The organism is Rhodanobacter humi (assembly GCF_041107455.1).
GTDB lineage: Bacteria > Pseudomonadota > Gammaproteobacteria > Xanthomonadales > Rhodanobacteraceae > Rhodanobacter_A.
The window spans coordinates 1,802,483-1,827,893 of the sequence record NZ_JBGBPY010000001.1 but is presented as its reverse complement, the minus strand read 5'-3'; the positions used below and the strand labels follow the sequence as shown (position 1 = coordinate 1,827,893).

Genomic DNA, 25,411 nt, shown 5'->3' with positions numbered 1-25,411 from the left:
TGCTGGCCCATGACTGGGGAGCCCGGCCCGCAGAATCCATCCGGGCTTTTCGCCTCGAATGTCTTCTGCGGGCCAGGCTCCTGCGGCATGGATTCGATATGATCCGCCGGTTGCCCGCAGGAATGAGCCCATGCGTTTTCTGAGCCGAATGCTCCGCCACAAGTCCGTCGAACAGCTGCAGAGCGAGGCGGGGCAGCGTGGCGATTTCCGCCGCGTGCTGGGCCTGTGGCAGCTCACCGCGATCGGCATCGGCGGCATCATCGGCGTGGGCATCTTCGTGCTCGCCGGCCAGCAGGCGGCGATGAACGCCGGCCCCGCGGTGGCGCTCTCGTTTCTGATTGCCGGCGCGGGCAGCGCCTGCGCCGCGCTGTGCTACGCCGAGTTCGCCGGGCTGATCCCGGTGACCGGCAGCGCCTACACCTACGGCTACGCGGTGCTGGGCGAGTTCGTGGCCTGGATCATCGGCTGGGACCTGCTGCTGGAATACGCGCTGGTGGTCGCGGTGGTGGCGATCGGCTGGTCGGGCTACGTGCAGGTGCTGCTGGCCTCGGCGGGCGTGCACCTGCCGGAGTGGGCGCAGCAGAGCATGAGCGCGCAGACCATGCACTACTACCTGCAACAGTTGTTCGGCGTGCATGGCGGCACGGCCATTGCGGCGCCCAGTGACGGTCACCGCTTCAACGTGATCGCCGCCGGCGTGTCGCTGGCGGTGGCGCTGCTGCTCACCGTGCGCATGGAATGGGGGGCGCGTTTCAACACCGCGATCGTGGCCATCAAGGTGCTGGGCGTGCTGCTGGTGATCGGCGTGGGCGCGTTCTACATCAACACCGCGAACTGGCATCCGTTCGTCCCTGCGCGCGCGTTCGACGCGCAGGGCGTGGGCCACTTCGGTTGGGCCGGCGTGCTCACCGGCGCCAGCGTGGTGTTCTTCGCGGTGTTCGGCTACGACACGCTGACCACGGCGGCCGAAGAAGCCAAGCATCCGCAGCGCGACCTGCCGCGCGCCGTGCTGCTGTCGCTGGCGGTGGCGATGGTGCTGTACATCGCGGTGTCGCTGGTGCTCACCGGCATCACCCACTACAGCAATCTCAACGGCGACGCCTCGGTGTCGCAGGCCTTCGAGGCGATCGGCCTGCATTGGGTTTCCATCGCCATCGCGGTGGCCGCGGTGGTGGGCGTCACCAGCGTGCTGTTCGCGTTCATGCTGGGCGCGGCGCGCATCTGGTTCGCGCTGGCGCGCGACGGCCTGCTGCCGGCGTGGTTCGCGAAGGTCAGTCCGCGTTTCGGCACGCCGGCGCGGCCGACCGTGATCCTCGGCGTGTTCACCGCCATCGTGGCCGGCCTGCTGCCGATCGGCGAGGTGGCCGAGCTGGTCAACATCGGTACGCTCAGCGCCTTCATCATCATCTGCACCGCCGTGCTGGTGCTGCGCATCCGCAAGCCGCAGCTGCCGCGCAGCTTCCGCATGCCGTGGATCGCCGTGCTGGCGCCGCTGGGCGTGGCGTTCTCGCTGCTGCTGATCTTCGGCGTGCCGTGGCTGGATGCCAACGGCTGGCAGCGCATCGGCGGCCTGCCCGCGATCACCTTCGAGCGCTTCGTGATCTGGATGGCGCTGGGTTGCCTGATCTACTTCGGCTACGGCATCCGTCACAGCAAGCTCGACGGCGAACGGCTGTAGGCGTGACGTAGGAGCGGCTTCAGCCGCGATTCGATCTGCGGTCGCGGCTGAAGCCGCTCCTACGTGCCAGGTTGCGGGTTTCAGGAGGCATGGATGTCCTACGCGCCATCCGGCCGCTGGCACGTGTGGGCTTTCTGCAGCAGGTCGTCGCCGACGCAATGGCCTGCGCCGCGCAGGAGAATCCCGCGTGATTGCCACTGCAAGCGTCAGGCCTGGTGGTTGACCATCGCGCCGATGCGCTTGGTCATGAACACGCTGTTCGGATCGGGCCGATAGTCGCCGAACGGCGCGCAGGGCGCGAAGCCGAACGCGGCGTACAGGTTCCGCGCCGGCTCGAAGAACGCCATCGCCCCGGTTTCCAGGCTCAGCCGTGCATAGCCGCGGGCACCCGCCTCGCCGATCAGGTGCTGCAGCATGTGCGAGGCGACGCCACGGCGCAGATGGGTGGACGCGGTGCGCATGGACTTGATCTCGCCATGCAGCGGATCCAGTTGCTTCAGCGCGCCGAAGCCGGCCAGCACCGGACCATCCCACACGCACCAGAACGTGACGTCCGGCCCGCGCAAGCCGTCGAGGTTCAGCGCGTGACGGCTTTCGGCTGGTGCCGTGGGGGCGAGCGAGTCGAGATGTTCGCGCAGCAGGGCCAGCACCTGCGGACGGTCCAGCGTGTCGAGGCGTATGTCCATGGCGGCGGTCGTGCTTCCCGGGGCGTGCCGCGAGTCTAGTCATGTACCGATGGCTCGGACAGCCCGGACGCGAAATGGCGCTGCACAAGGTTTCGCATCGGCGACTTCGGAGGATGTGGTGCGCAAACTGTGGTGCGCAAGCGAGGCATGCACATGCGCCGGGTCCGCATGCCGAGGCATGATCCGCCGATCCGGGCAGGGCGGGAGGGCTGGGCATGCAGGAGACGGCGGGGCTTTCGGGCCAGGCAACGGCCTGCGCGAATTGCGGCACGCCGCTGGGCGGCGAGTACTGCGCGCGGTGCGGCGAACGTCGGCTGCACCCGGACGAGCACACGCTGCGGCACATCGTGGGCGAGTGGTTCGAGGCGTTCTCGCATGGCGAGGGCCGCCTGCTCGTCTCGCTGCGCACGCTGCTGCTCAAACCGGGCGAGTTGACGCGCGAATACTTCCGCGGGCGGCGCATGCCGTATGCGCGGCCGGTGGCGCTGTTCTTCGCGGTGAACCTGCTGTACTTCCTGCTGACCAGTCTGAACACGTTCTCCACAGTGCTGGAGACACAGATGAGTGTGACGCCACTGGAGCACGCGAAGCAGACGATGGTGCTGGACAAGGCGTTGGGTCCGCGGGTTTCGGCGACGGTGAAGGCCGAGGTGATGGCGGATTACTGGGCGCTGTACGGATCGGAGCGCGCCGCGGTCGCTGCGGGTCGCGCCGCCTCGGCCGCCGAGCAGAAGGCCGACAAGGAGAAGGGCGTTGCCGCCAGTCGCCACCCGGCGGCACTGGAAGCGGTTTATCGCTACCAGGAGCGGTTCGACGAGCGCACCGAGACGCTGTCGCGTGCCTTGGTGGTCGCGCTCGTGCCTATGCTGGCGTGCTTCCTGTGGCTGACCCTGGCGCCGCTGCGCCGTGGCTTGCCGGAACTGCTGATCTTCGCGACCCACTTGTGGAGCGGGCTATTGCTGATACTGCTGCTGTTCGGCTGGTTGGTGACGGGAGCGACGCTTGCAACGCGATGGTTCCTGGATGGCAGGGTGCCCGCGATCCTGCAGAACGACACGTATGCAAGCATGGCCCTCGCCGTGCTGGTGGCGATCTACGTGTATCGCGCGCTGCGTGCCTACCTCCACTATCCGCGCGTCGGCTGCGCGATCCTGTGTACGTGGATGCTGGCGGGCCTGTTCTGGTCGTTGCAGCTTTACCGCCTGCTGTTGTTCTACGTGACGGTGCAAGTGCTGCACTGAGCCGACGCCGCAAAATCATGCGTCGTCCGCGCGTGACCTCTGGCAGGGTGCCGCGCGCATGTCGCGATCTACCATCGCCCGGTCACCCGCCGCTCGCCGCCACGACGAACGACGCGTTCCTGCCGGCAGTGCGGTTTCCGCGCGGGCCGGTGCCTGCCCGGAGCCACCCGTGAATCGTCATCCCTTCCGTTCCAGCCTGATCGCCGCCGCGGTGGTCGGGGCGCTTTCGCTGTCTGTCGCCGCCACCGCGCAGGATGCCCGCCGCGCCGCGCCGCAAGACACGCCGTATCCCGGCCAGCTCACGGTGAACGTGGACCTCACCGACGCCGCGAAGCGGATGTTCCGCGTGCACGAGACGATTCCGGTGAAGCCGGGCGAATTCACCCTGCTGTATCCGGAGTGGATTCCCGGCGAGCACGCGCCGTCCGGCCCGATCCAGAACGTGGCCGGGCTGATCATCACCGCAAACGGCAAGCAGCTGGCGTGGCGCCGCGACCTGCGCGACATGTTCGCGATTCACCTGGACGTGCCCGAAGGCGTGAGCCAGCTCGATCTCTCGTTCCAGTTCCTCTCGCCGGGTGACGGCGAGGGCAGCCTGTTTGGCGCGAGCGCTTCGTCCACGCCGAACCTGGTGGACGTGGAGTTCAACCAGGTGGCGTTCTATCCGGCCGGCTACTACTCGCGGCAGATCCAGATCCAGCCCACCGTGCAGTTGCCTGCCGGCTGGAAGTTCGGTACTGCGCTGCAAGTGGCCAAGCTACAAGTGGCAAACCAGAGTGCTGGTCAAGCGGGCGACACCGTGCAGTTCAAGCCGGTGAGCTTCAACAACTTCGTGGATTCGCCGCTGATCGCGGGCGAGCACTTCGATCGCGTGGACCTGGCGCCGGGCGCGAAGGTGCCGGTGCACCTCAACGTGGTGGGCGACGGCGCGAAGGACGTCAAGCTCACCGCCAAGCAGCTGGAGCAGCAGCGCGCGGTGGTGACGCAGACCAACCTGCTGTTCGGCGCGCACCACTACGACCACTACGACTTCCTGCTCACGCTGTCCGACCACACCGGCCACTTCGGGCTGGAACACCACCAGTCCAGCGACGACCGCCTGCCGGCCGACTTCTTCACCAACGACGACATGCACACGCTGGCGGCCAGCCTGATGCCGCACGAGTTCGTGCATTCGTGGAACGGCAAGTTCCGCCGCCCCGCCGACCTGTGGACGCCGAACTTCAACGTGAAGATGCAGGACGACCTCTTGTGGGTGTACGAGGGCCTCACCGACTACTGGTGCAGCGTGCTCACCGCGCGCTCCGGCCTGTGGACGCCCGAACAGTTCCGCGACACGATGGCGAACATCGACGCCTCGATGAGCGAGCGCACCGGTCGCGCCTGGCGCTCGCTGCAGGACACCGCCGACGCCGCGCCGCTCACCTACTACGGCGGCGGCGGCTGGGCGAACTGGCGCCGCGGCACCGACTTCTATCCGGAAGGCCAGCTCTTGTGGCTGGACGTGGACACCAAGATCCGCGAACTCTCCGGCGGCAAGCACTCGCTGGACGACTTCGCGCATGCCTTCTACGGCATGGAAAACGGCAGCTACGTGACCAAGACCTACACCTTCGACGACGTGGTGAACACGCTGAACCAGGTGCAGCCGTTCGACTGGGCGAGCTTCCTCAAGGCGCGGCTGGACTACACCGGCCCGGAACTGCCCGAACACGGCATCGCGCGCGGCGGCTGGAAGCTGGTCTACACCGACAAGCCGAATGCCGAGACCAAGGCGATGGAAGGCATCCGCCACGGCGTCAACCTCGCCGCCTCGATCGGCCTGTCCGCGTCCAAGACCGGCAGCATCTACGACGTGCAGTGGAGCGGCCCCGCGTTCCAGGCCGGCCTGGTGCCGGGCGAGACCATCGTGGCGGTGGACGGCAAGGACTACTCGCCCGACGCGCTGAAGGACGCGATCACCGCGGCGAAGACCGGCAGCGCGCCGATTGAGCTGCTGGTGAAGAACGTCGACGTTTACAGCACGGCGAAGATCGACTACCACGGCGGCCTGCGCTACCCGCACCTGGAGCGCACCGGCGGCAAGGACCTGCTCGGCGCGATCGCCACGCCGCGCAAGTAGTGCATATTTCGCCTCTCCCGCTTGCGGGAGAGGCTGCCCGCAGGGCTGGAGAGGGCGCTTTTCGCCATGCGTCACCGCATTGCCCGCGCATGACCTCTGGCAGGGGAGCCCGCCCCGCGGCCGGTCTAGCATCGGTCCCTCATGCCCGCACCCTCCGTCCCGTGCGGGCCGTTGCCCAGGGAGAATCCATTGAAAGCCACCCGCCTCGCCTCCGCCATCGTCGCCAGCGCCTTCGGCCTGGTCAGCCTCAACGCACTCGCCGATGTGCCGCCGCCGCAGGATGTGGCCTACCCCGGTACGCTGCAGATCAGCGTGGACGCCACCGACCTCGCGCACCGCGTGTTCCGCGTGCACGAGGTGGTGCCCGCGCAGCCCGGCCCGCTGACCCTGCTGTACCCGCAGTGGCTGCCCGGCAACCACTCGCCCAGCGGCCCGATCGACAAGTTCGCCGGACTGGTGGTGAAGGCGAACGGCAAGGTGCTGCCGTGGACGCGCGATCCGCTCAACGTATTCGCATTCCACGTCGAGGTGCCGCAGGGCGCCAGCAACGTGGAGGTGGACTTCCAGTACCTGTCGCCGCAGAACACCCGCGAGGGCCGCGTGGTGATGACGCCGGAAATGCTCAACCTGCAGTGGAACGCGAACTCGGTGTACCCGGCCGGCTACTACAGCCGCCAGATCAAGACCGAGGCCAGCGTGAAATTCCCCGCCGGCTGGCAGTTCGGCAGCGCGCTGGAAGTGGCCTCGCGCGATGGCGACACCGTGCACTTCAAGCCCACCACCTACAACACCCTGGTGGACTCGCCGATCTACGCCGGCAAGTACTTCAAGCGCATCGACCTCGATCCGGGCGCGAAGACGCCGGTGCACATGGACATCGTGGCCGACGCGCCGAAGTACCTCGAGATCAAGCCCGAGCAGATCAAGCCGTTCCGCGAGCTGGTGCAGCAGATGTACAAGCTGTACGGCGCGCACCACTACGACCACTACGACTTCCTCGTCTCGCTCAGCGACAAGATGAGCGGCAACGGCCTGGAGCACCACCAGTCCAGCGAGGACGGCACCTCGGCCGACTTCTTCACCGAGTGGAAGAAGAACGCGCTGGGCCGCGACCTGTTCTCGCACGAGTTCAACCACTCCTGGGACGGCAAGTACCGCCGCCCGGCCGACCTGTGGACGCCGAACTTCAACGTGCCGATGCAGGATTCCCTGTTGTGGGTGTACGAGGGCCAGACCCAGTTCTGGGGCCAGGTGATGGCCTCGCGCTCGGGCCTGTGGGACACCGAGCAGGCGCACGACATGTGGGCCTTCGTGGCCGCCACGTACGACAAGGGCCGCCCCGGCCTCGCCAGCTGGCGCAATGTGCAGGACACCACCAACGACCCGATCATCGCCCAGCGCGCGCCGCTGCCGTACCGCAACTACCAGGGCAGCGAGGACTACTACTCCGCCGGCCAGCTGATCTGGCTGGACGTGGACGGCAAGCTGCGTGACCTGAGCCATGGCAAGAAGAGCATCGACGACTTTGCCAAGGACTTCTTCGGCATGGACAACGGCAGCTTCGTCACCAACACCTACACCTTCGACGACGTGGTGAAGACGCTGAACGCCATCGCCCCGTACGACTGGGCGAGCTACCTGCGCACGCGACTGGACGGCCACGGCCCGATCACCGGCGGTTTCGAAGCGCACGGCTGGAAGCTGGTCTACACCGACCAGCCCAGCGCCGCGGTGAAGGCCTTCGAGGCCCGCCGCCATGTCGCCGAGCTCACCTACTCGCTGGGCGTGTCGGTGGGCAAGGGCGGCCAGATCGGCGACGTGCTGTGGGACGGCCCCGCCTTCAAGGCGGGCCTGGCCCCCAGCATGACCGTCGTCGCCGTCAACGGCCACGACTACGACCCCGATGCGCTGAAGGACGCCGTCACTGCCGCCGCGAAGGACAAGAACCAGCCGATCGAACTGCTGGTGAAGAACTTCGACGAGTACAAGACCATCCGCATCGACTACCACGACGGCCTGAAGTACCCGCACCTGGTGCGCGACACCAGCAAGCCCGACACGCTCACCACGCTGTTCAAGGCCCGCTGAGTTGAGCTTCCTCCCCTCTCCCGCGTGCGGGAGAGGGGCTGGGGGAGAGGGAGTTCTTCGCCGAGCGCCCACGCAAGCTCCCGCATGGGCGATCCCCACCATCTCCGCTATACTGCCCGTCCGCCGCGGATCGCAATGCTCCGTGCGCGGCCTCGCAGCACCACGCGCCCGTAGCTCAGCCGGATAGAGTAGTGGCTTCCGAAGCCATTGGTCGGGGGTTCGAATCCCTCCGGGCGCGCCATTTCCCTCCGGCATTTCCAGTCTTGATTCCTGGCCGGGAAGCCGTGCTTGACCGCTTCCAGACGCCGCTGCACCTATGCTGGGCCGTCGCCATCGACGGGAGTGGGCATGTCCCCCGTGATCGAGAAACCACTTGCTGCACGCGTGCAGGTGATCGCCCACCGTGGCGCCAGCGCGCACCTTCCCGAGCACACGCTGGCGGCGTATGCGCGGGCGATCGACGATGGCGCGGATTTCATCGAACCGGATCTGGTGATGACGCGCGACGGCGCGCTGGTGTCGCGGCACGAGAACGAGATTTCCGGCACCACCGACGTGGCGGCGCATGCGGAGTTCGCGTCGCGACGCACGACGAAAACCATCGACGGCGTGGCAGTGGAAGGCTGGTTCACCGAGGACTTCACGCTCGCCGAGTTGAAGACGTTGCGGGCGCGCGAGCGGCTGCCGGAACTGCGCGGCACGGCGCATGACGGGCTGTTTCCGGTGGCGACGTTCGCCGAGATCGTGGCGCTGGCGGCGGCGTGCGGGCGCACGGTTGGGATCATCCCCGAGATCAAGCACGGCACGTATTTCCGCAACATCGGCCTGCCGATGGAAGACGCGCTGCTCGATGCGCTGGCCGCGCACGCGTACACGCGCGCGGCGCCGGTGGAGATCCAGTCCTTTGAGGTCGGCAACCTGAAGTACCTGGACGGCGAGCGGAAGCGGCGCGGCATGGCGAACCTGCACCTGCTGCAGCTGCTGGGCGAATCGCACGAGCAGCCGTTCGACGTGGTGGCCGTGGGCGGTGCGCTGGACTACGCGGCGATGACGACGCCGCAAGGCTTGCGCGAGATTGCCGCTTACGCGGATGCCATCGGCCCCTCGACGCGCGCGGTGTTGCCGCTCACGCAGGATGGTCGCCTCGGCGCAGCCACCGCATTGGTGCGCGATGCGCATGCGACGGGGTTGGAAGTGCACGTGTACACGCTGCGCCCCGAGAACGCGTTCCTTCCGCCGGCGTTGCGCGATGGCGATGACCTGCACCAGCGCAACGAGGCCGGCAGCCTCGCGGAAATGCACGCGCTGCTCGATGCCGGCATCGATGCGTTCTTCACCGACGATCCGGCGTTGGGACGCAAGGCGGTGGACGGGCGGGGAGCGAGTGCAGGGAAGTGAGTGAAGAGTAGTGAGAAAAGCGGGGAACGAGCCACCGACCCGCTCTCGCTTCTCTCTCCGCTTCACTCGCTCCCGTCCGTCACCGTACCGTCATCCCGCGCCTCTACGGTGCGGGCATGACGCGCGCCAGCCTTCGTTCCAGCGGATGTGTCGCCATGGCCCACGCCGCCGGGCGGTCGGCGTGAGCCGCTCGCGGCGGGATTTTCTGCGCGCCGCCGGCGGCCTGCTCGGTGCGGGCCTGCTGGCCGATGTGCTGGCTGCGCCGGGCGTGGCGGCGGGCGCGATGACGGGCATGCCGATGCGCACCACCGCGGCACGCCTGGCCGCACCGAACGTGCCGCTGGTGAACCCGGCCACGCTGGCGCGGTTCGTCGATGCCTTGCCGCTGCCGGCGCGTGCGCGTCCCGTCGGGCGGCGCGCGCACCCGGCCTGGCCCGGGCGCCTGCTGCCGTGCTATCGCATGGAGATGCGCGCGTTCGCGGCGCGTCTGCATCGCGACCTGCCGCCCACGCCGCAATGGGGCTACGCGGGCAGTTCGCCGGGACCCACGATCGAGGTCGAGCGCGATCAGCCGGTGCTGGTGGAATGGGCGAATGCTTTGCCGGCGCGACACTTCCTGCCGATCGACCACACGATCCACGGTGCCGAGCGCGACAAGCCCGAGGTGCGCGCCGTGACCCACGTGCACGGCGCGCGCGTGCCGGCGGACAGCGATGGCTGGCCCGAGGACTGGTACGCGCCGGGCCGCTCCGCGCTGAACCGCTATCCGAACGCGCAGGACGCGGCCACGCTGTGGTACCACGACCACGCGATGGGCATCACCCGGCTCAACATCTACGCCGGCCTGTACGGCGCGTGGCTGGTGCGCGATGCGCAGGAGCGCGCGCTTGGCCTGCCGTCGGGCGAGTGCGACCTGCCGCTGTTCCTGTGCGACCGGTTGATCGGCCGCGACGGCCGGCTGTATTACCCGGTGTCCGACGATCCCGCGGCGCCTTGGGTGATGCAGTGCCAGGGCAACGCCGTGCTGTGCAACGGAAAGCTGTTTCCGTATCTCGAGGTGGAGCCGCGCCGCTATCGCCTGCGCCTGCTCAACGTGGCGAACAGCAGCTTCTTCGAGCTGGCGTTGACGCACGGCCTGGCGTTCCAGCAGATCGGCAGCGACCAGGGCCTGCTGCCGGCGCCGGTCGAATGCGGACGCATCACGCTGTATCCCGCCGAGCGCGCCGACGTGGTGGTCGACTTCGCCGGCCTCGCGGGACAACGGGCGCAGCTGCGCCTGCATGGCACGGGCATCCTGGAATTCCGCGTGCGCGATCGCGGTCGTCGCGACGACTCGGTGTTGCCGGCGCGCCTGCGCCCGGTGCCGCGCCTCGACGTGGCCGGTGCACGTGATCGCGTGCTGAGCCTGGGCGAGGTGGACGATGCCGGCGGCAACGCGCTGCGCATGCTGCTAGCCGGCAAGCGCTGGTCCGATCCGGTGAGCGAGCGGCCACGCGCGGGCAGCGTGGAGACCTGGAGTTTCGTCAACCTCAGTGGCGATGCGCATCCGGTGCACCTGCACCTGGTGCGCTTCCAGGTGCTCGACCGGCGGCCGTTCGATCTGTTCGCGTGGAACGCGCGGCGCGAGCTGAAGTACACCGGGCCCGCGCAACCGCCGCCGCCGCACGAGTCCGGCTGGAAGGACACCGTGCGCGCCGACCCGGGCATGGTCACGCGCATCGCGGTGCACTTCGAGGGCGAGCCCGGCCGCTACGTGTGGCACTGCCATCTGCTTGAACACGAAGACAACGAGATGATGCGGCCGTACGAGTTGCTGCCGGCCTGAGCGTGTTCCAGCGCACATGCCGGCGCGTTGTCGTCGCATTGTCACCGGCCGCGGCTTCCCTGTCTTGCGCGCGCCAACGTGCCGTCATCTGCGCGGACCAGACTGCCGCCCTGACCTCGGCATGCACGTCGTGCCGCGGTCGGAATCAGGGGGAACCACTCACGCCGGCCGTCCGCAACGGCCGCAGGAGAAGCCGATCATGTCCACGATCTTCCGCCGCAGCCGGTTGAGGGCATTCGCCGTTGGCGCACTTGCCACCGGCATCGCCGGCCTGGCCAGCGCGCAGACCGCCACGCCGCCCGACCAGGACGCCACCTTCCGCGCGCATGCACACACCGCGGACCACCATGCGCAGCAAGGACTGCCCGGCGGCATGGTGATGCTGCATCGTCCCGACGATGGCGACGACCGCAGCAACCGCACCCGCACGCCGATCAAGCACGTGATCCTGCTGATCGGCGAGAACCGCACCTTCGACCACGTGTACGCCACCTACACGCCGCCGCGCGGTCAGCAGGTGCGCAACCTGCTTTCCGAAGGCATCGTCAACGCCGACGGCACGCCGGGCCCGCAGGTGGCGAAGGCGCAGCAGTGGCAGGCGCAGAGCACCGGCAAGTTCGCGCTGGCGCCGCAGCACACCGCGCCTTACGCCACGCTGCCGGCGATGAACACCGGCGGCGCGCCGACCCAGGCGCCGTTCGCCTCGGCCCAGCAGGCGCAAGCCATCGAGCCGGGTCTGCCGGACGCCGCCTACGGCGAACTCGCCGCCGGTGGCACCGGCCTGCCGAACCACGTGCTCGACACGCGCTTCCCCGCCACGCTGCCGAACGCGCCGGTCGACATGCACGCCTCGCTCGGCTACGACGATTACGCCAACAGCCCGGTGCACCGCTTCTTCCAGATGTGGCAGCAGCTCGACTGCGACGCCGCCACCGCCACGCTGGACAACCTCAGCGGCTGCCGCAACGACCTGTTTCCGTGGGTGGAGACCAGCGTCGGCGCGGGCAGCAACGGCAAGCCGCAGCCGGCGAACTTCACCGACCAGACCACCGGCGAGGGTTCCACCGCGATGCAGTTCCTCAACATCGCCCACGGCGACGCGCCGTACTTCGCCGAGCTGGCGCGCACCTACGCGCTCAGCGACAACTTCCACCAGTCGGTGATGGGCGGCACCGGCGCCAACCACATCATGCTCGGCTACGGCGAGCCGATCTGGTACGCCGACGCGCAGGGCCGCCCGGCGGTGCCGCCGGCCAACCAGGTCGAGAACCCCGACGCGCAGCCGGGCACCAACAACTGGTATGTGCAGGACGGCTACGGCGGCGGCTCCTACGTCGATTGCGCCGACGACAACCAGCCCGGCGTGGCCCAGATCAGGAACTACCTGCACGCGTTGCCCTACGACGCATTCCACGGCGGCAACTGCCGGCGCAACGCCTACTACCTGGTCAACAACTACAACCCGGGCTACCTCGGCGACGGCACGCCCGCACCGCTGGGCGCCAGCCAGTTCACCATCCCGCCGACGAAGCAGGACAACCTGGCCCTGCTGCTGAGCCGCCACCACGTGAGCTGGAAGTACTACGGCGAGGGCTGGGACAACGGCAAGGAGGACGGCGAGGGCGGCAGCTACTGCAACATCTGCAACCCGTTCCTGTACTCCGAACAGGTGATGACCAACCCGAAGCTGCGCGCGCGCAACCAGGACATCAACGACCTCTACAGCGACATTCGCAACGGCACCCTGCCCGCGGTCTCGATCGCCAAGCCCGACGGCCTGCTCGACGGCCATCCCGCCTCGTCCAAACTCGACCTGTACGAGGGCTACGTGCAGAAGATCGTGGAGATGGTCAAGGCCAACCCGACGCTGTGGAACGACACCGCGATCATGGTGACGTTCGACGAGGGCGGCGGCTATTACGACTCCGGCTACGTGCAGCCGATCGATTTCTTCGGCGACGGCACGCGCATTCCGCTGCTGGTGATCTCGAAGTACTCCGAGGGCGGCCACGTGGTGCACACCTACTACGACCACGTCTCCTTCGACAAATTCGTCGAGGCGAACTGGGGCCTGCACGAGCGCATCTCGCAGCGCAGCCGCGACAACCTGCCCAACCCCGTCGCGCTGCCCGAGGATCCCTACGTGCCGCTCAACGCACCGGCGATCGGCAACCTGATGGACATGTTCGACTTCCGCCTGGCGCACCAGCCGGGCCGCGACGATGACGAGGCGCTGCAGGACTGAGCGCGAACAGGAAGCGGGAATGCGCGGGCGGCTCGCCACGGCGGCCGCCCGCGCACCGCGTCACGGAGGTAAAGCCATGAGCGCATCGGATCGAATGACGGCATGCTGGACGCGTGGGTCGATCCTGCGTCTGGGCCTGTGCACGATCCTGCTGCTCGGCATGGCATCCATCGCCGTCACCCGCGCCGATCCCGCCGATTTCCAGGCCATGCCCGGCCTGTGGCGGATCGTGTTGCGCGACGTCAGCCACGGCCATGCGGGGCCGCCGCGGGTGGAGTGGCACTGCGTGAACGAAGGCGACGATCCCTGGGCGCGCTTCGCCGCCTTGCCGATGCCCGCGCCGCAGTGCCGGCGGGACAATGCGCACCGCAGCAGCACCACGCTGGACTGGACGCTCAGCTGTGCCGGCCTGCCGGCGCCGAGCGGACGCGGCCGGGTGGATTTCGACACGCCCGAGCACTACACCGCCAGCGTCAGCCTGCGGGGGCGCGGCGAGGTGTTGCGGGTGGAAGGCGTGCGCCGCGCCGCCTGCACCGGGCCCAGCGACTGAAGGTGTGCGGGCGGCTTCAACGCTTCCCGATCTCGAACTCGCGGCTGGCGACGGGTTTGCCGTTGAGCGAGATCTGCACGTTGTAGCGGCCGACTGGCCAGCGATTGGGGTTCTGCACCTTGAACGTGGTGACGGCGGGGCCGTCGGCGGCGACGATCTGGCTCAGTTCGTTGACCAGCACGCCCTGGCCTTCCAGGTAGCGCCAGCGCGCGTCCAGCGTGGCGCCGGCGGTGCGGCCGGTGGTGGCGACGCTGGCGTAGATCACCGGTGTGTCGGCGGCGAAGCGGGTGGCGGGCGCGGTCACCGCGTAGCCGGCGTCGATCGCGCTGCCCAGGGTGAGGGTGGCGACGCGGAAGCCGCCGTCGCTCGCGGCGGGCTTGGTGGTGCTGGCGGCCGGTGCGGGTGTGGTGCCGGCGGCGGCCGGCGCAGCGTGGATGATGGAAACCGGCTTGCTCGCATGTGCCACGGTGGACGCAGCCTTGGGCGCGCCCGCGGTCGATTCGGCCGGCGCGCTGTCGTGCCGGTGGCAGCCGCACAGCAGCGCGGCGGCACAGCACAGGACGAGCGGAAGAGCGAGACGGTGCATGGCGGTATCCCGTGGTCGCGGCCTCGCGCCGGACGCGATGCCGTTGCAGGCGATTACCGTCGAGGCTAACCCGTGCGCTCTGAAGCGCCGATTACTGCCGGGCGCCGCGCGGGTTGTCCGGCGTGGCTGGCACGCTGCTGCGGAACGGGTTGATGTCCAGCCCGCCGCGGCGGGTGTAGCGCGCGTACACGCTGAGCTGCGCGGGCGCACAGCGCGCCATCACGTCCATGAAGATGCGTTCCACGCACTGCTCGTGGAATTCGCTGTGGGTGCGGAATGAAACCAGATAACGCAAGAGGCCCTCGCGGGCTATCGGCGCGCCGCGGTAGGCGATCCGCACACTGCCCCAGTCGGGTTGGCCGGTGACCGGGCAGTTGGAGCGCAGCATGTCGGAGACGAGGGCCTCCTCGACCACCGCGGCGTGCGTGTCGGCGCGCAGGTAATCGGCTTTGGGCGGGCCGTAGTCGTCGATGCTGACGGACAGGGCATCGATGGATTCGCCCGCGAGGTCGACGAAGGCGTGCGCGGCGCAACGCGCGGGGTGCAGGATCACCTCCACCACGTCGCCAGCGGCGGTGGTGAGGTCCTGCTGCAGCAGCGCGCGCAACGCGGCCGCATTCGCCAGCGGCTCCTGCGCGAAGCCGTTCAGATACAGCTTGAACGACTTCGATTCGATGATGTTCGGCGTGCTCGCCGGCACGCGGAACTCGGCCACCGCCAGCTGCGGCTTGCCGTGCATGTCCAGCCACGACAGCTCGTAGGCGTTCCAGATGTCGGTGCCGTGGAACGGCAGCGGCGTGCCGATGCCGAGCTCGGTGCGCTTGGCCGCGCGCGGAATCGGGAACAGCAATTTGGGGTCGTAACGGTCGGCATAGGCCGTGGCCTTGCCGAGCGGGGAATGGTCGGGCGTGCTCATGCGTATCTCGAAAGCGATGTCTTGGGCCGTCATTCCCGCGAAAGCGGGAATCCACGCTGCTGTTGCGCAAGATCGCCATGGATTCCCGCTTTCGCGGGAATGACGACATCTGGTGGGAATGGATGCATTCTATCGGGTGCGGCCGGCGATGACTTCTGGCCTATCCGCCGGCGCGGCGCGCTTCCTATAGTGGGCGGGCCTCCCCACGCCGAAGACACCGATGAAGAACCCGATCCCGGCTTGCGCCGCCGCCACGCTTGCCGCCATCGCCCTGTGCGCGCCGCTGCATGCCCAGGACAAGGCTTCCCCCTTCGATCCGCAGGCGCTGTTCGCCCCGCTGTCCCTGCCGCAGCCGGCCAACGCGTTCCGCGATGGCGCGGGCAAGCCCGGCCCGGAGTTCTGGCAGAGCCGCGCCGACTACGACATCAAGGCGCGCATCGACCCGGCCACGCACAGCTTGGCCGGCGAGGAAACGATCACCTACACCAACCACAGCCCCGACGCGCTGGACGCGCTGTGGCTGCAGCTGGACCAGAACATCTACAAGAGTGATTCGCGCGGCGCGCTGACCTCGCCGTGGCCGAAGAAGTCTGGCCAGTCCACCGAGGGCTACCAGCTCGACGCGGTGGAAGTGGACGGCAAGCCGGTGCATTACCTCGTCGACGACACCCGCCTGCGGGTGGATCTGCCGGCGGCGCTGAAGGCGAAGGGCGGGCAGTTGAAGCTGCACATCCGCTACCACTACACCGTGCCCGGCACCTGGGGTGGGCGCACCGCGGTGACGCCGACGAAGAACGGCGACATCTACGAGATCGCGCAGTGGTTCCCGCGCATGGCGGTATACGACGACATCCGCGGCTGGGACACGCTGCCCTACCTGGGCCAGGAGTTCTATCTCGAATACGGCACGATCAATTACGCGGTCACCGTGCCGTGGAACTGGATTGTGGAAGGCTCCGGCGAGCTGATGAACCCCGAGCAGGTGCTCACCGCCACCGAGCGCGCGCGCCTCGCCGAAGCCGCGAAGAGCGACACCACCGTGTACATCCGCAAGCCGGAGGAGGTGAACGATCCGGCCTCGCGGCCGACGCGCAGCGGCACGCTCACCTGGCGCTTCCGCATGGAGCACACCCGCGACGTGGCCTTCGCCGCCTCGCCCGCCTTCGTGTGGGATGCCGCGCGCATCAACCTGCCCGACGGCAAGCACGCGCTGGCGATGTCGATCTATCCGGTCGAAGGCGTGGGCGCGGACAAGTGGAACCATTCCACCAAATACCTGAAGGGCGCGGTCGAGCACTTCTCCGCCAAGTGGTATCCCTACCCTTGGCCGGTGGCGGTGAACCTCGGCGGCCACGGCGCCGGCATGGAATACCCCGGCATCGTGTTCGACGGCTACGAGGACAGCGGCAAGCTGCTGTTCTGGATCACCGCGCACGAGATCGGCCACACCTGGTTCCCGATGATCGTGGGCTCGAACGAACGCCGCCATGCGTTCATGGACGAAGGCTTCAACACCTTCATCGACGTGTACTTCTCCGATGCGTTCGAGGGCGGCAAGTTCGGTCCCAAGCGCGACAGCGAATACGCGCCCAAGGGCGGCAACCCGGTGGACGAGATCCTGCCGCTGCTGGCCGACCCGGACGCGCCTACCCTGATGGCGCACGCCGACTCGGTCAGCGAGAAGTACCGCCATTCGCTCACCTACTTCAAGGGCGCACTGGGCCTGATCCTGCTGCGCGAGCAGATCCTCGGTCCGGATCGCTTCGACCCTGCGTTCCGCGCGTATATCCGCACCTGGGCGTACCACCATCCCACGCCGTCCGACTTCTTCCGCTTCATGGACAGCGCGGCGGGCGAGGATCTCTCGTGGTGGTGGCGCGGCTGGTACATGCACAACTGGCAGCTCGACATGGGCATCGCGGGCGCCGGCTACGTCGACAAGGATCCGGCCAAGGGCGTCACGGTGAACCTGGTCAGCCGGCAGAAGCTGGTGATGCCTGCCACGCTGCGCGTGGACTTCGCCGACGGCACGCAGCGCGACGTGCGCTTGCCGGTGGAAACCTGGCGCTACAGCGCCACGCCGAAGCTGACGCTGGATACGAACAAGCGCATCGCGAAGCTGGAACTCGACCCCGACCACAAGTTGCCGGATGCGGATCGTGGCAACAACAGCTACGTGATGCCGTGAGAACCGGAATCCTGGAAATGCAGGAGCGTCATGAGCTGCGCGGCAGCACCGGCCGCGGCGCGCAGGTGCCCATGGTGTCGCTGGTGAGCGGGGCGCCGGTCGCAAGCAGGGCGGCGCGCTGCTCGGCCAGCGGCAGGCGCAGCGTGCAGTCCTCGTAGCGGGCCAGCTTCTGCAGCGCCGGCAAGGCCTGCACCCGCGCCACCAGTGCGGCGGTATGCGGCCAGCGCGCGGCGTCGATCTCGTAGCGCACGAAGGATGCGGTGCGGAAATAGCTGGCGATGCCGAGGTCGGCGATCGACAGCGCGCCGAAGATGAAGCCGTCGTCCGGCAGCTGGGTTTCCAGGTAGTCGATCGCGGCGGGGATCTCGACCTCCAGCGCCTGCGTCACCACCGCCTCGTCGGGTGGTTCATGGAACACGCGGCGGCGGATCGAGCGCTGGTAGAACAGCTGCCAGATCAGCCCGTCGGCCAGCCGCGTGTCGGCATACTCCTCCAGCCAGCGCGCGCGGGCGCGGTCGGCGATGTCGCGCGGGTAGAGCGAGGGCGTGGGGTGGCGATCCTCCAGGTACTGGCAGATCACCGAGGAATCGTTCAGCACCAACCCGTCGTCGATCAATACCGGCACGCGCCGCAGCGGACTCAGCCGCGCGAAGTCCGCATTGCCCACGAACGGCGGCATCGGGTCGATCTCGTAGTCCAGCTCCTTGAGTTCGAGGAAGGCGAGCACCTTGCGCACATAGGGCGAGAGGTAGCTGCCGATCACCTTCAGACGAGACATCGTGCCGCTCCGCCGGGCGTGATGGCAAAAGCGTGCGCGGGTCGCCGTGCCGGCGTCAATCACCGGCGGGCAATCCAGGGGCCGCAATCCGGTCTTGTCCAGGCCAGCGCCTGGCCGCCGAACAGCGCGCCGTGGCGGCTGGTGTGGCCGGGGAAAATCACCCCGGCTGGCGGCTTCGGGCAGGGCGGTCGGCGTCGGCGGTTCCGGCAGGGGACGGAAAGCCCGCCATGTTGCCGCAGTCACCCCGGCAACCGCCCGCCGGGGCGGCGATGTTGCGTCGCCAGATGACAGATTGTCGCAGGCACGGGTTAACTGGCAGCCAGCCGTACCGTCGGGGAATGGCAGCGGAGGTCGGGCGTCATCGTCATGGCTCGCATATATGCCGACAACATCGTGTTCCTGATGCGTCCGGGCGAGGCGTCGCGGCGGCGTGTCGAGCGCGCGCCGGAAACACGGACTCCGCGGTCCGGCGAGCAGGCCGCGCCCGCCCGCCGCACGATCCCGGACGCGAATGCCCCGCTGGGATACAGCCATACCCTGGCGCCCCGGACTGCCGTGCGGGACGAGGTCCGGCAGTGCGAAGAGGCGCCTGTCCGTCGCGCCCCCTTGCTCCGGGTGCTGCTGCTGGCGGCGGCTTGCGTATTGCCGATGGCGGCGCTCACCTGGCGGGCCGTGGCCCACCAGGCCTCGCTGCAGCACTACACCACCGCCATCGGCGGCCAGCGCACGCTGCCGCTGCCCGGGGGCGGCTCGGCCCTGCTGGACACGGCGACATCGGTCAGCGTGGCTGCCGACGCGCCGCACGCGGTGACGCTGGAGCGCGGACGCGTGCAATTCGACACTAGCGGGCGAGCCATCGTCGTGCATGCCGGCGACGGCATCGTCCGCGCGGCGGCTGGCCGCTTCCAGGTGAGCCGGCTGTCGGACGCGGTGCGCGTCACCGCGCTGGCCGGCGCCGTCACGGTGCAGCTGCCGGCCAGCCATGAACAGGTGACGCTGCGGCCCGGCCAGCAGGTCGACTACGGCTACGGCCGCCTGGGCGGCGTGGAACCGGCGGACCTGGCCGCCGCCCGTGGCTGGCCGCGCGGCGAGCTGGTGTTCCACCACCGCAGCCTTGCCGAGCTGGTGGCGGCGATGAACCGCTATTCGGACACCCGGCTGGTGATCGGCGACGCGGCCTTGCGCAACCTGCCGGTCAGCGGCGTCTTCGACGCGGGCGATCCGCTCGCCTTGGCGCAGGCGCTGCAACGCAGCCGCCTGCTGCGGGCGGTCCAGGTGGCGCCGGACGAGATCGTGCTGCAGCCCGCGGCACATTGATCCCCCTCCCCGATCCAACGCGCGGCGCATGTCGGCATGCCGCCGACCTCAACCTTTGGCAGGGGTGCCGAAGGTCATGGCGCGCTAGCATCGGGTGTTCGCGCACGGCGCGAAGGTCGCTACACCGGAACACCCGTACTCAGAACACCCGCACTCCGAGGGGAACACGACAATGCATTCGACGATCAGCAGGAAGCGCCTGACCGGCGCGCTGGCAGCAGGGCTGCTGGTGTGCGCCACCGGCGCGATGGCGCAGGGACGCACGCTCACCGCGCAGGACTACGCGCAAGCGGAACGCTTCATGTCCTACAACACCGCGCCGCTGGTCGACCACGACGTGCAGCGGGTGAAGTGGCTGGACGATACCCACTTCTGGTACATCGACCACGATGCCGGCGGCGACCATGCGATGACCATGGACACCGCCACCGGCAAGGCCGCGCCGGCGTTCGACCAGGCCAAGCTCGCCGCCGCGCTGGGCAAGGCCACCGGCAAACCGGTGCAGGCGAACAAGCTGCCGCCGCGCGGCTTCGATTTCAGTGTCGGCAAGGACGGCAGCTACGACGTCGCGCTGATGGGCAAGCATTACCTCTGCGACCTCAAGGGTGCCGGCGAATGCACGGCCAAGGCCAAGGCGAAGACCGGCGACGAGCCCGGCATCGTCTCGCCCGACAAGACCAAGGAAGCCTTCATCCGCGACTGGAACCTGTGGGTGCGTGACCTCGCCACCGGCAAGGAGACCCGGCTCACCACCGACGGCGTGCAGGACTTCGGTTACGCCACCGACAACGCCGGCTGGATCCACACCAATCGCGCCGTGCTGAACTGGTCGCCGGACTCGAAGAAGATCGCCACCTACCAGCAGGACCAGCGCGGCGTGGGCGAGATGTACACCGTGCAGACCAAGGTCGGCCATCCGGTGCTGGACGCCTGGAAATACCCGCTGCCGGGCGACGAGAAAGTGTTCATGATCGAGCCGGTGGTGATCGACGTGGCCGCGCACAAGGTGGTGCGCCTGAAGATCGATCCGCAGCAGCGCCTGTCCAGCCTGTGCGACGACATCAGCTGCAACAGCGACGGCCAGTGGAGCGACCTGAAGTGGTCGCCGGACAGCAAGACCTTCGCGATGGTCAACAGCTCGCGCGACCGCAAGCAGGTCTGGTATCGCGTGGCGAATGCCGACACCGGCGCCGTGCGCACCGCCTTCGACGAGCAGGTGGCGACCTATTACGAGAGCGGCCACGGCGAGGTGAACTGGCAGTACCTGCCCAAGGCCAACGAGGCCGTCTGGCCGTCCGAACGCAACGACTGGAACAACCTCTACCTCTACAACCTCAAGACCGGCAAGGCGATCCACCCGATCACCAGCGGCGACGGCAACGTCACCGAGGTGCTGCACCTGGACCACCATGCGCGCGAACTGTGGTTCGTGGGCGTGGGCAAGGTGCCCGGCGTGAACCCGTACTACCGGCAGTTCTGGAAGGTGGGCCTGGACGGCGGCAAGCCGGTGCTGCTCACGCCGGAAGACGCCGACCACAGCATCAGCATGTCGCCCGACGGCAAGACCTTCGTCGACAGCTGGTCCACGCCGACCACGCCGCCGGTGACCGTGCTGCGCTCCAGCGCCGACGGCCGCGTCATCGCCACCGTCGCGAAGGCCGACATCACCCGGCTCAAGGCCGCCGGCTGGGTGCCGCCGATCCCGTTCACGGTGAAGGCGCGCGACGGCAAGACCGAGCTCTACGGCATGATGTTCAAGCCGAGCCACTTCGATCCGGCCAAGAAGTACCCGGTGATCGACTACGTGTATCCGGGCCCGCAGACCGGCTCGGTGCGCGGGCGCAGCTTCCTGGCTTCGCGCGGCGACAACCAGGCGCTGGCCGAGCTGGGCTTCATCGTGGTCGCGCTGGACGGCATGGGCACGCCGTGGCGCTCGGCCTCGTTCCACCACACCTGGTACGGTGACATGGGCGACAACACCCTGCCCGACCAGGTCGCCGGCATCAAGGAGCTGGCCCAGCGCTACTCGTGGATCGACATCAACCGTGTCGGCATCTGGGGTCACTCCGGCGGCGGCAACACCACCGCCGACGCGATGTTCCGCTACCCCGACTTCTTCAAGGTCGGCTGGGCCGAGAGCGGCAACCACGACAACCGCAATTACGAGAATGACTGGGGCGAGAAGTACCAGGGCCTGCTGGTGACGAACAAGGACGGCACCACCAACTACGACAACCAGGCCAACCAGGATCTCGCGAAGCACCTCAAGGGCCGCCTGATGCTGGTGCACGGCACGATCGACGACAACGTGCCGATCGACGAGACCTACCTGGTCGCCGAGGCGCTGATCAAGGCCAACCGCGACTTCGACATGCTGATCATCCCCAACGTCCATCACGGCTACGCGGCCGCCACGCCGTACGCCACGCGCCGCCGCTGGGACTACTTCGTGCAGTATCTCGCCGGCAACACGCCGCCGAAGGAATACGAACTGAAGAAGTGGCCGTGGTTCTGAGGGTCTGAACCCCGCGATCTCGCCTCGCATGGGCGAGGCCGCGAGACGACACCGGAATGCGCAAATGAAAACCGGCGGATGGCTCCGCCGGTTTTTTTATGGAAGTCCGTTGGATCGGGCGTTGCTCAGCGTTTGCCCACCGGCTGCGCCACGCCCTTGGCTCGCGCCTCCTCCAGCAACTGCTCGATCTGCTGCTCGGCTTTCGCCGAGGCCGCGCGTTGCCGCTCGCCCAGCGCCTGCTGCTGCTTGCCGAGTGCTTCCTGCTGCTGACCCAGGGCCGCCTGTCGTTCGCCCAGCGCGGCCTGCTGCTTGCCGAGGCCGGCATGTTGCGCTTGCAGGGCCTCACGCTCGGCATCGAGCTTGGCGGATTCGGCCGCGATCGCCTTGCGCGCGGCGGCCGTGGCCTGATCGCTGCTGGCCTGGCTGTCCAGCTCGGCGATGCGGCTGGCCAGGCGCGCCTGCTGCGCCGCCAGCGCGGCCGTGCGCGCGCCGAACTCGCCTTGCTGACCGCCAAGGCTGCCTTGCTGTGCACCCAGCTGGCCTTGTTGCGCGCCGAGCGCACCTTGCTGCCTGCCCAGCTCGCCTTGTTCCTTGCCGAGCGCGGTCATGGGGGCATAGATGGCTTCCGCGCGCTGGATATAGCCACGGTCGCGGATCACCCAGGACTGGTCGCCGTGGCGGAACCACAGCAGCGGTTCGCCCGGCTTGCGCAGCTGCCGCACGGTGGCAAGGTCGCCGGCGGTACCGTTGATGGTGGCCGAGTCGCCGTCGAGCAGGGCGAAGGCGCGGCCGGTGTCGTCGTGCGTGCTGATGATCATGTGATGGGCCGCGAAGCCGGACGGCGGCGGCACGGGGGGCGGCGGCGGAACGGGAGGTGCAGGCGGCGGTGGCGCCATGCCAGGCACCGGCGGCGGTGGTGGCGGTGCAGGCGGCAGTGGCGGCGGGGGTGGCGTGGCGGGCAGGTAGGTGCCGGCGGTGCTGCCGGCCGTCGCGGGTTGCGCGGCATCGGCCACCACGCGATACGGCAGCACGCCGATCAGCGCGACGAGCGCGACGAGCAGCCAGCCGCGGTGGCGCGGCATCGCCGCAGAGGTCTGTTGCAGCATGGTCAGTCGCCTCTTGAGGTTGTGGAAGGTGGGAGATGCGCCGGCGAGGCCGGCATGCAGCGGGCGCGCCACGCCCAGCCGCAGCAGCAGCTGGCCGTAGTCCTGCGGTGCGACGCGCTGCTGTTCGACGGCCTGTGCATCGCAGGCGGCCTCGCGGTGCAGCGCGTATTCGCGCATCGCCCAGCGCAACAGCGGATGGAAGCAGAACAGCCGCATGGCCAGCGCGGGAATCCAGCCCAGCAGCAGATCGCCGCGCTTGAGATGGGCGAGCTCGTGGGCCAGCGCCAACTCGGCTTCCTCGGCGTTCAGCGTGGCGTGCGCCGGCCACAGCACCACCGGGCGCCAGCCGCCGCTGACCTGGGGCGAGGCGATGTCGGGCGAGGCCAGCACGGCGGGTGCGCGGCGCAAGCCGAGCGCGCGGGCCTGCCGCGCGCAGCGCATCCGCAGTTCGGCATCCGTCACCGTCTGCGCGGCATGACGCAGGCGATGCGCGCGGAGGTATTCGCGGATCAGCGCGGGCAACTGCGCCAGCAGCAGGAGCAGCCACGCGGCGACCAGGGCCGTGCGCCAGCGGGTGGCCAGCCAGCCGGGTTCGCCGCCGGTGGACGCCGTGGCGCCGGGCATCGGCGTTGCGGCAGGCGTGGCCGTGAGGGGCGCGATGGCATGGTCGACGTCCGCGCCGGCGGCGGTGGTGTGGCCCGTTGCGGTATCGGACGCGCTGCGCTGTGGCGTGGCAACGGTCGGCGTTGCCGCGGCCATCGGCGGCGCCAGCAGCGGCAGGCGGATCGGCGCCTGCCAGGCCAGCCCCAGCAGCACCTGCAGGCCCACCAGCCACCACAGCGCGCAGCGCGCGGCGGCGGGCAGGCGCGGAAAGGCGCGGACGAGCAGGGCGACCGCACCCACCAGCACGATGGCTTGCAGCGAGGTCCAGGCGAGGCGTTCCAGCAGCAGGGCGGCCAGATGATCGAGCGTCGTCATCTCACTTCTCCTTGCGCGTGGTCTTGAGCTGCTTCACCAGCGCCTGCAGTTCGGCCAGCTCGTTGTCGCTGACCTCGCCGCGCTCGGCCATCCACGCCACGAACGGCGAAACCGAGCCGCTCAGCGTCTTTTCCACGAACTGGCCCACCGCGCTGCGCATCGCCTCGCCGGGGCCGGTGGCGGTGCTGTAGCGGTACACGCCCTGCGCATGGCGGCGCTTGAGGTAACCCTTGGCGCGCAGGCGCTCCATCATCGTCAGCACGGTGGAGCGGGCGAGGCCTTGCGTCTCGCCGAAGCCGGCGGCCACCTCGCCCACCGAGACCGGCTCGTGGGCGGCGAGATGGCGCAGCAGGGCGAGTTCCTGGTCGCCGATGGAGGATCTTGGCATGCGGGCGCACCTGTTGTGACTACACGTGTCGGCACGCTACGCCTGACGACACGTGTAGTCAATAGGGCGCCGCCGCCCCGTTGTGGGTCTTGCTGTCGCCTCAGGCGAGCACCGAGGCGGCATCCACGATGAAGTGGGCGATGATGTTGATCCACAGGTTGCGCCGCCACAGGTACAGCAGCGAAAACGCCAGGCCGCCGACGGCGACGATCAGTTCGTGGCTCCAGCCCCAGTAGGTCACGTGGTCGATGGTGAACACGGCCAGGGAGAGCAGCAGCGCGATGGCGCGGCTGCCACTCAACTCCTCGATCCGCTGCATCGCATAGCCGCGGAACAGCACTTCCTCGGAAACCGCGGCGCGCACGGTCGAGACGAGGCGCCACCAGAAAGGCGTGGCCATCAGTGCGCCTCCGTTCGCCGTGGCCGCTGCCGAGTCGCCCAAGTGCAGGGCAGGGAGCACGAGGAAGTACATCGCGCCCAGCAGGGCCAGTACCGCCACGCCGGCCGCCACGCCGATCAGCGTGTTGCCGATGCCGGGCGCGCGGAGACCGATGGACGACAGCGGCCGTCGTTCGACCTTGCGCACGTAGAGCAACATCGCCGCGATGTAGATCCACCAGATCGCCTCGTTGCCGACCAGATGCCCGACGCTGGCGAACTCGTGATCCCAGGTGCTGAAGGGCAGGCTGACCACGCCGAGCGCGAGCAGCAGGCCAGCGAGGATGACGGACCATCGGCGCTTCTCGATCGTCCGCGCATGGGCGAGCAGGGTGTGCATGGAAAGTCCTTCCGGGGCGGTGCGGCGT

18 protein-coding genes and 1 tRNA gene are annotated in these 25,411 nt (G+C 68.7%); 12 read left to right on the top strand and 7 right to left on the bottom strand.

Annotation, left to right across the window (positions count from 1 at the left end; all coding sequences use genetic code 11):
* Positions 1-130 precede the first annotated feature (130 nt).
* Positions 131-1,678 carry an amino acid permease gene (locus AB7878_RS08065; RefSeq protein ID WP_369493864.1) on the top strand — a complete coding sequence of 516 codons (1,548 nt, stop codon included), beginning with the start codon at positions 131-133 and terminating at the stop codon, positions 1,676-1,678.
* Between the two features lie 206 nt (positions 1,679-1,884).
* Here AB7878_RS08065 and AB7878_RS08060 read toward each other — a convergent pair whose 3' ends face one another.
* Positions 1,885-2,364 carry a GNAT family N-acetyltransferase gene (locus AB7878_RS08060; protein ID WP_369493863.1) on the bottom strand — a complete coding sequence of 160 codons (480 nt, stop codon included), beginning with the start codon at positions 2,362-2,364 and terminating at the stop codon, positions 1,885-1,887.
* Positions 2,365-2,579: 215 nt separating this feature from the next.
* Here AB7878_RS08060 and AB7878_RS08055 point away from each other — a divergent pair, with 215 nt between their 5' ends.
* The 8 genes from AB7878_RS08055 (at position 2,580) to AB7878_RS08020 (ending at position 13,833) form a co-directional block, all read left to right on the top strand.
* Positions 2,580-3,605, top strand: a complete 1,026-nt coding sequence (locus tag AB7878_RS08055; RefSeq protein ID WP_369493862.1) for a DUF3667 domain-containing protein — start codon at positions 2,580-2,582, stop codon at positions 3,603-3,605.
* A 169-nt stretch (positions 3,606-3,774) separates the two neighbouring features.
* Positions 3,775-5,727, top strand: coding sequence for a M61 family metallopeptidase (locus AB7878_RS08050; protein ID WP_369493861.1), 1,953 nt, complete (start codon positions 3,775-3,777; stop codon positions 5,725-5,727).
* 189 nt (positions 5,728-5,916) lie between these two features.
* Positions 5,917-7,815 (top strand): M61 family metallopeptidase, encoded by a 1,899-nt coding sequence (locus AB7878_RS08045; protein WP_369493860.1) that lies wholly within the window; start codon positions 5,917-5,919, stop codon positions 7,813-7,815.
* 164 nt (positions 7,816-7,979) lie between these two features.
* Positions 7,980-8,056: transfer RNA gene (locus AB7878_RS08040), tRNA-Arg, on the top strand.
* 107 nt (positions 8,057-8,163) lie between these two features.
* The gene (locus AB7878_RS08035; protein WP_369493859.1) at positions 8,164-9,213 is read left to right on the top strand and encodes a glycerophosphodiester phosphodiesterase; all 1,050 of its coding nucleotides are present in this window, start codon (positions 8,164-8,166) and stop codon (positions 9,211-9,213) included.
* Positions 9,214-9,394: 181 nt separating this feature from the next.
* Entirely contained in the window at positions 9,395-11,038 is a 1,644-nt protein-coding gene (locus AB7878_RS08030) for a multicopper oxidase family protein (protein ID WP_369493858.1), read from the top strand.
* A gap of 199 nt (positions 11,039-11,237) precedes the next feature.
* Positions 11,238-13,283 (top strand): alkaline phosphatase family protein, encoded by a 2,046-nt coding sequence (locus AB7878_RS08025; protein ID WP_369493857.1) that lies wholly within the window; start codon positions 11,238-11,240, stop codon positions 13,281-13,283.
* Positions 13,284-13,359: 76 nt separating this feature from the next.
* Positions 13,360-13,833 carry a DUF3617 domain-containing protein gene (locus tag AB7878_RS08020; protein WP_369493856.1) on the top strand — a complete coding sequence of 158 codons (474 nt, stop codon included), beginning with the start codon at positions 13,360-13,362 and terminating at the stop codon, positions 13,831-13,833.
* A gap of 16 nt (positions 13,834-13,849) precedes the next feature.
* Here AB7878_RS08020 and AB7878_RS08015 read toward each other — a convergent pair whose 3' ends face one another.
* Complete coding sequence (locus tag AB7878_RS08015) at positions 13,850-14,419, bottom strand: hypothetical protein (RefSeq protein ID WP_369493855.1); 570 nt, start codon at positions 14,417-14,419, stop codon at positions 13,850-13,852.
* Between the two features lie 91 nt (positions 14,420-14,510).
* Positions 14,511-15,335: an NADPH-dependent 7-cyano-7-deazaguanine reductase QueF gene (gene queF / locus AB7878_RS08010; protein WP_369493854.1), complete on the bottom strand. Its 825-nt coding sequence runs from the start codon at positions 15,333-15,335 to the stop codon at positions 14,511-14,513.
* 220 nt (positions 15,336-15,555) lie between these two features.
* Here queF and AB7878_RS08005 point away from each other — a divergent pair, with 220 nt between their 5' ends.
* On the top strand, positions 15,556-17,523 hold the full coding sequence (locus tag AB7878_RS08005) for a M1 family metallopeptidase (RefSeq protein WP_369493853.1): 1,968 nt from the start codon (positions 15,556-15,558) through the stop codon (positions 17,521-17,523).
* Positions 17,524-17,551: 28 nt separating this feature from the next.
* Here the strand turns inward: AB7878_RS08005 and AB7878_RS08000 are convergent, their stop codons facing one another.
* Positions 17,552-18,301, bottom strand: a complete 750-nt coding sequence (locus AB7878_RS08000) for a glutathione S-transferase family protein (protein WP_369493852.1) — start codon at positions 18,299-18,301, stop codon at positions 17,552-17,554.
* Between the two features lie 366 nt (positions 18,302-18,667).
* On the opposite strand from AB7878_RS08000, the gene AB7878_RS07995 reads away from it, so the two are divergent.
* Both AB7878_RS07995 and AB7878_RS07990 read left to right on the top strand, forming a co-directional pair.
* Complete coding sequence (locus tag AB7878_RS07995) at positions 18,668-19,618, top strand: FecR family protein (RefSeq protein ID WP_369493851.1); 951 nt, start codon at positions 18,668-18,670, stop codon at positions 19,616-19,618.
* 172 nt (positions 19,619-19,790) lie between these two features.
* Positions 19,791-22,133 (top strand): S9 family peptidase, encoded by a 2,343-nt coding sequence (locus tag AB7878_RS07990; RefSeq protein ID WP_369493850.1) that lies wholly within the window; start codon positions 19,791-19,793, stop codon positions 22,131-22,133.
* A gap of 125 nt (positions 22,134-22,258) precedes the next feature.
* On the opposite strand, the gene AB7878_RS07985 is transcribed toward AB7878_RS07990, so the two are convergent.
* From AB7878_RS07985 to AB7878_RS07975, 3 genes are all read right to left on the bottom strand, one after another.
* Positions 22,259-24,217: a M56 family metallopeptidase gene (locus tag AB7878_RS07985; RefSeq protein ID WP_369493849.1), complete on the bottom strand. Its 1,959-nt coding sequence runs from the start codon at positions 24,215-24,217 to the stop codon at positions 22,259-22,261.
* 1 nt (position 24,218) lies between these two features.
* The gene (locus tag AB7878_RS07980; protein WP_369493848.1) at positions 24,219-24,605 is read right to left on the bottom strand and encodes a BlaI/MecI/CopY family transcriptional regulator; all 387 of its coding nucleotides are present in this window, start codon (positions 24,603-24,605) and stop codon (positions 24,219-24,221) included.
* A 100-nt stretch (positions 24,606-24,705) separates the two neighbouring features.
* Entirely contained in the window at positions 24,706-25,383 is a 678-nt protein-coding gene (locus tag AB7878_RS07975) for a CPBP family intramembrane glutamic endopeptidase (RefSeq protein ID WP_369493847.1), read from the bottom strand.
* Positions 25,384-25,411: the final 28 nt, after the last annotated feature.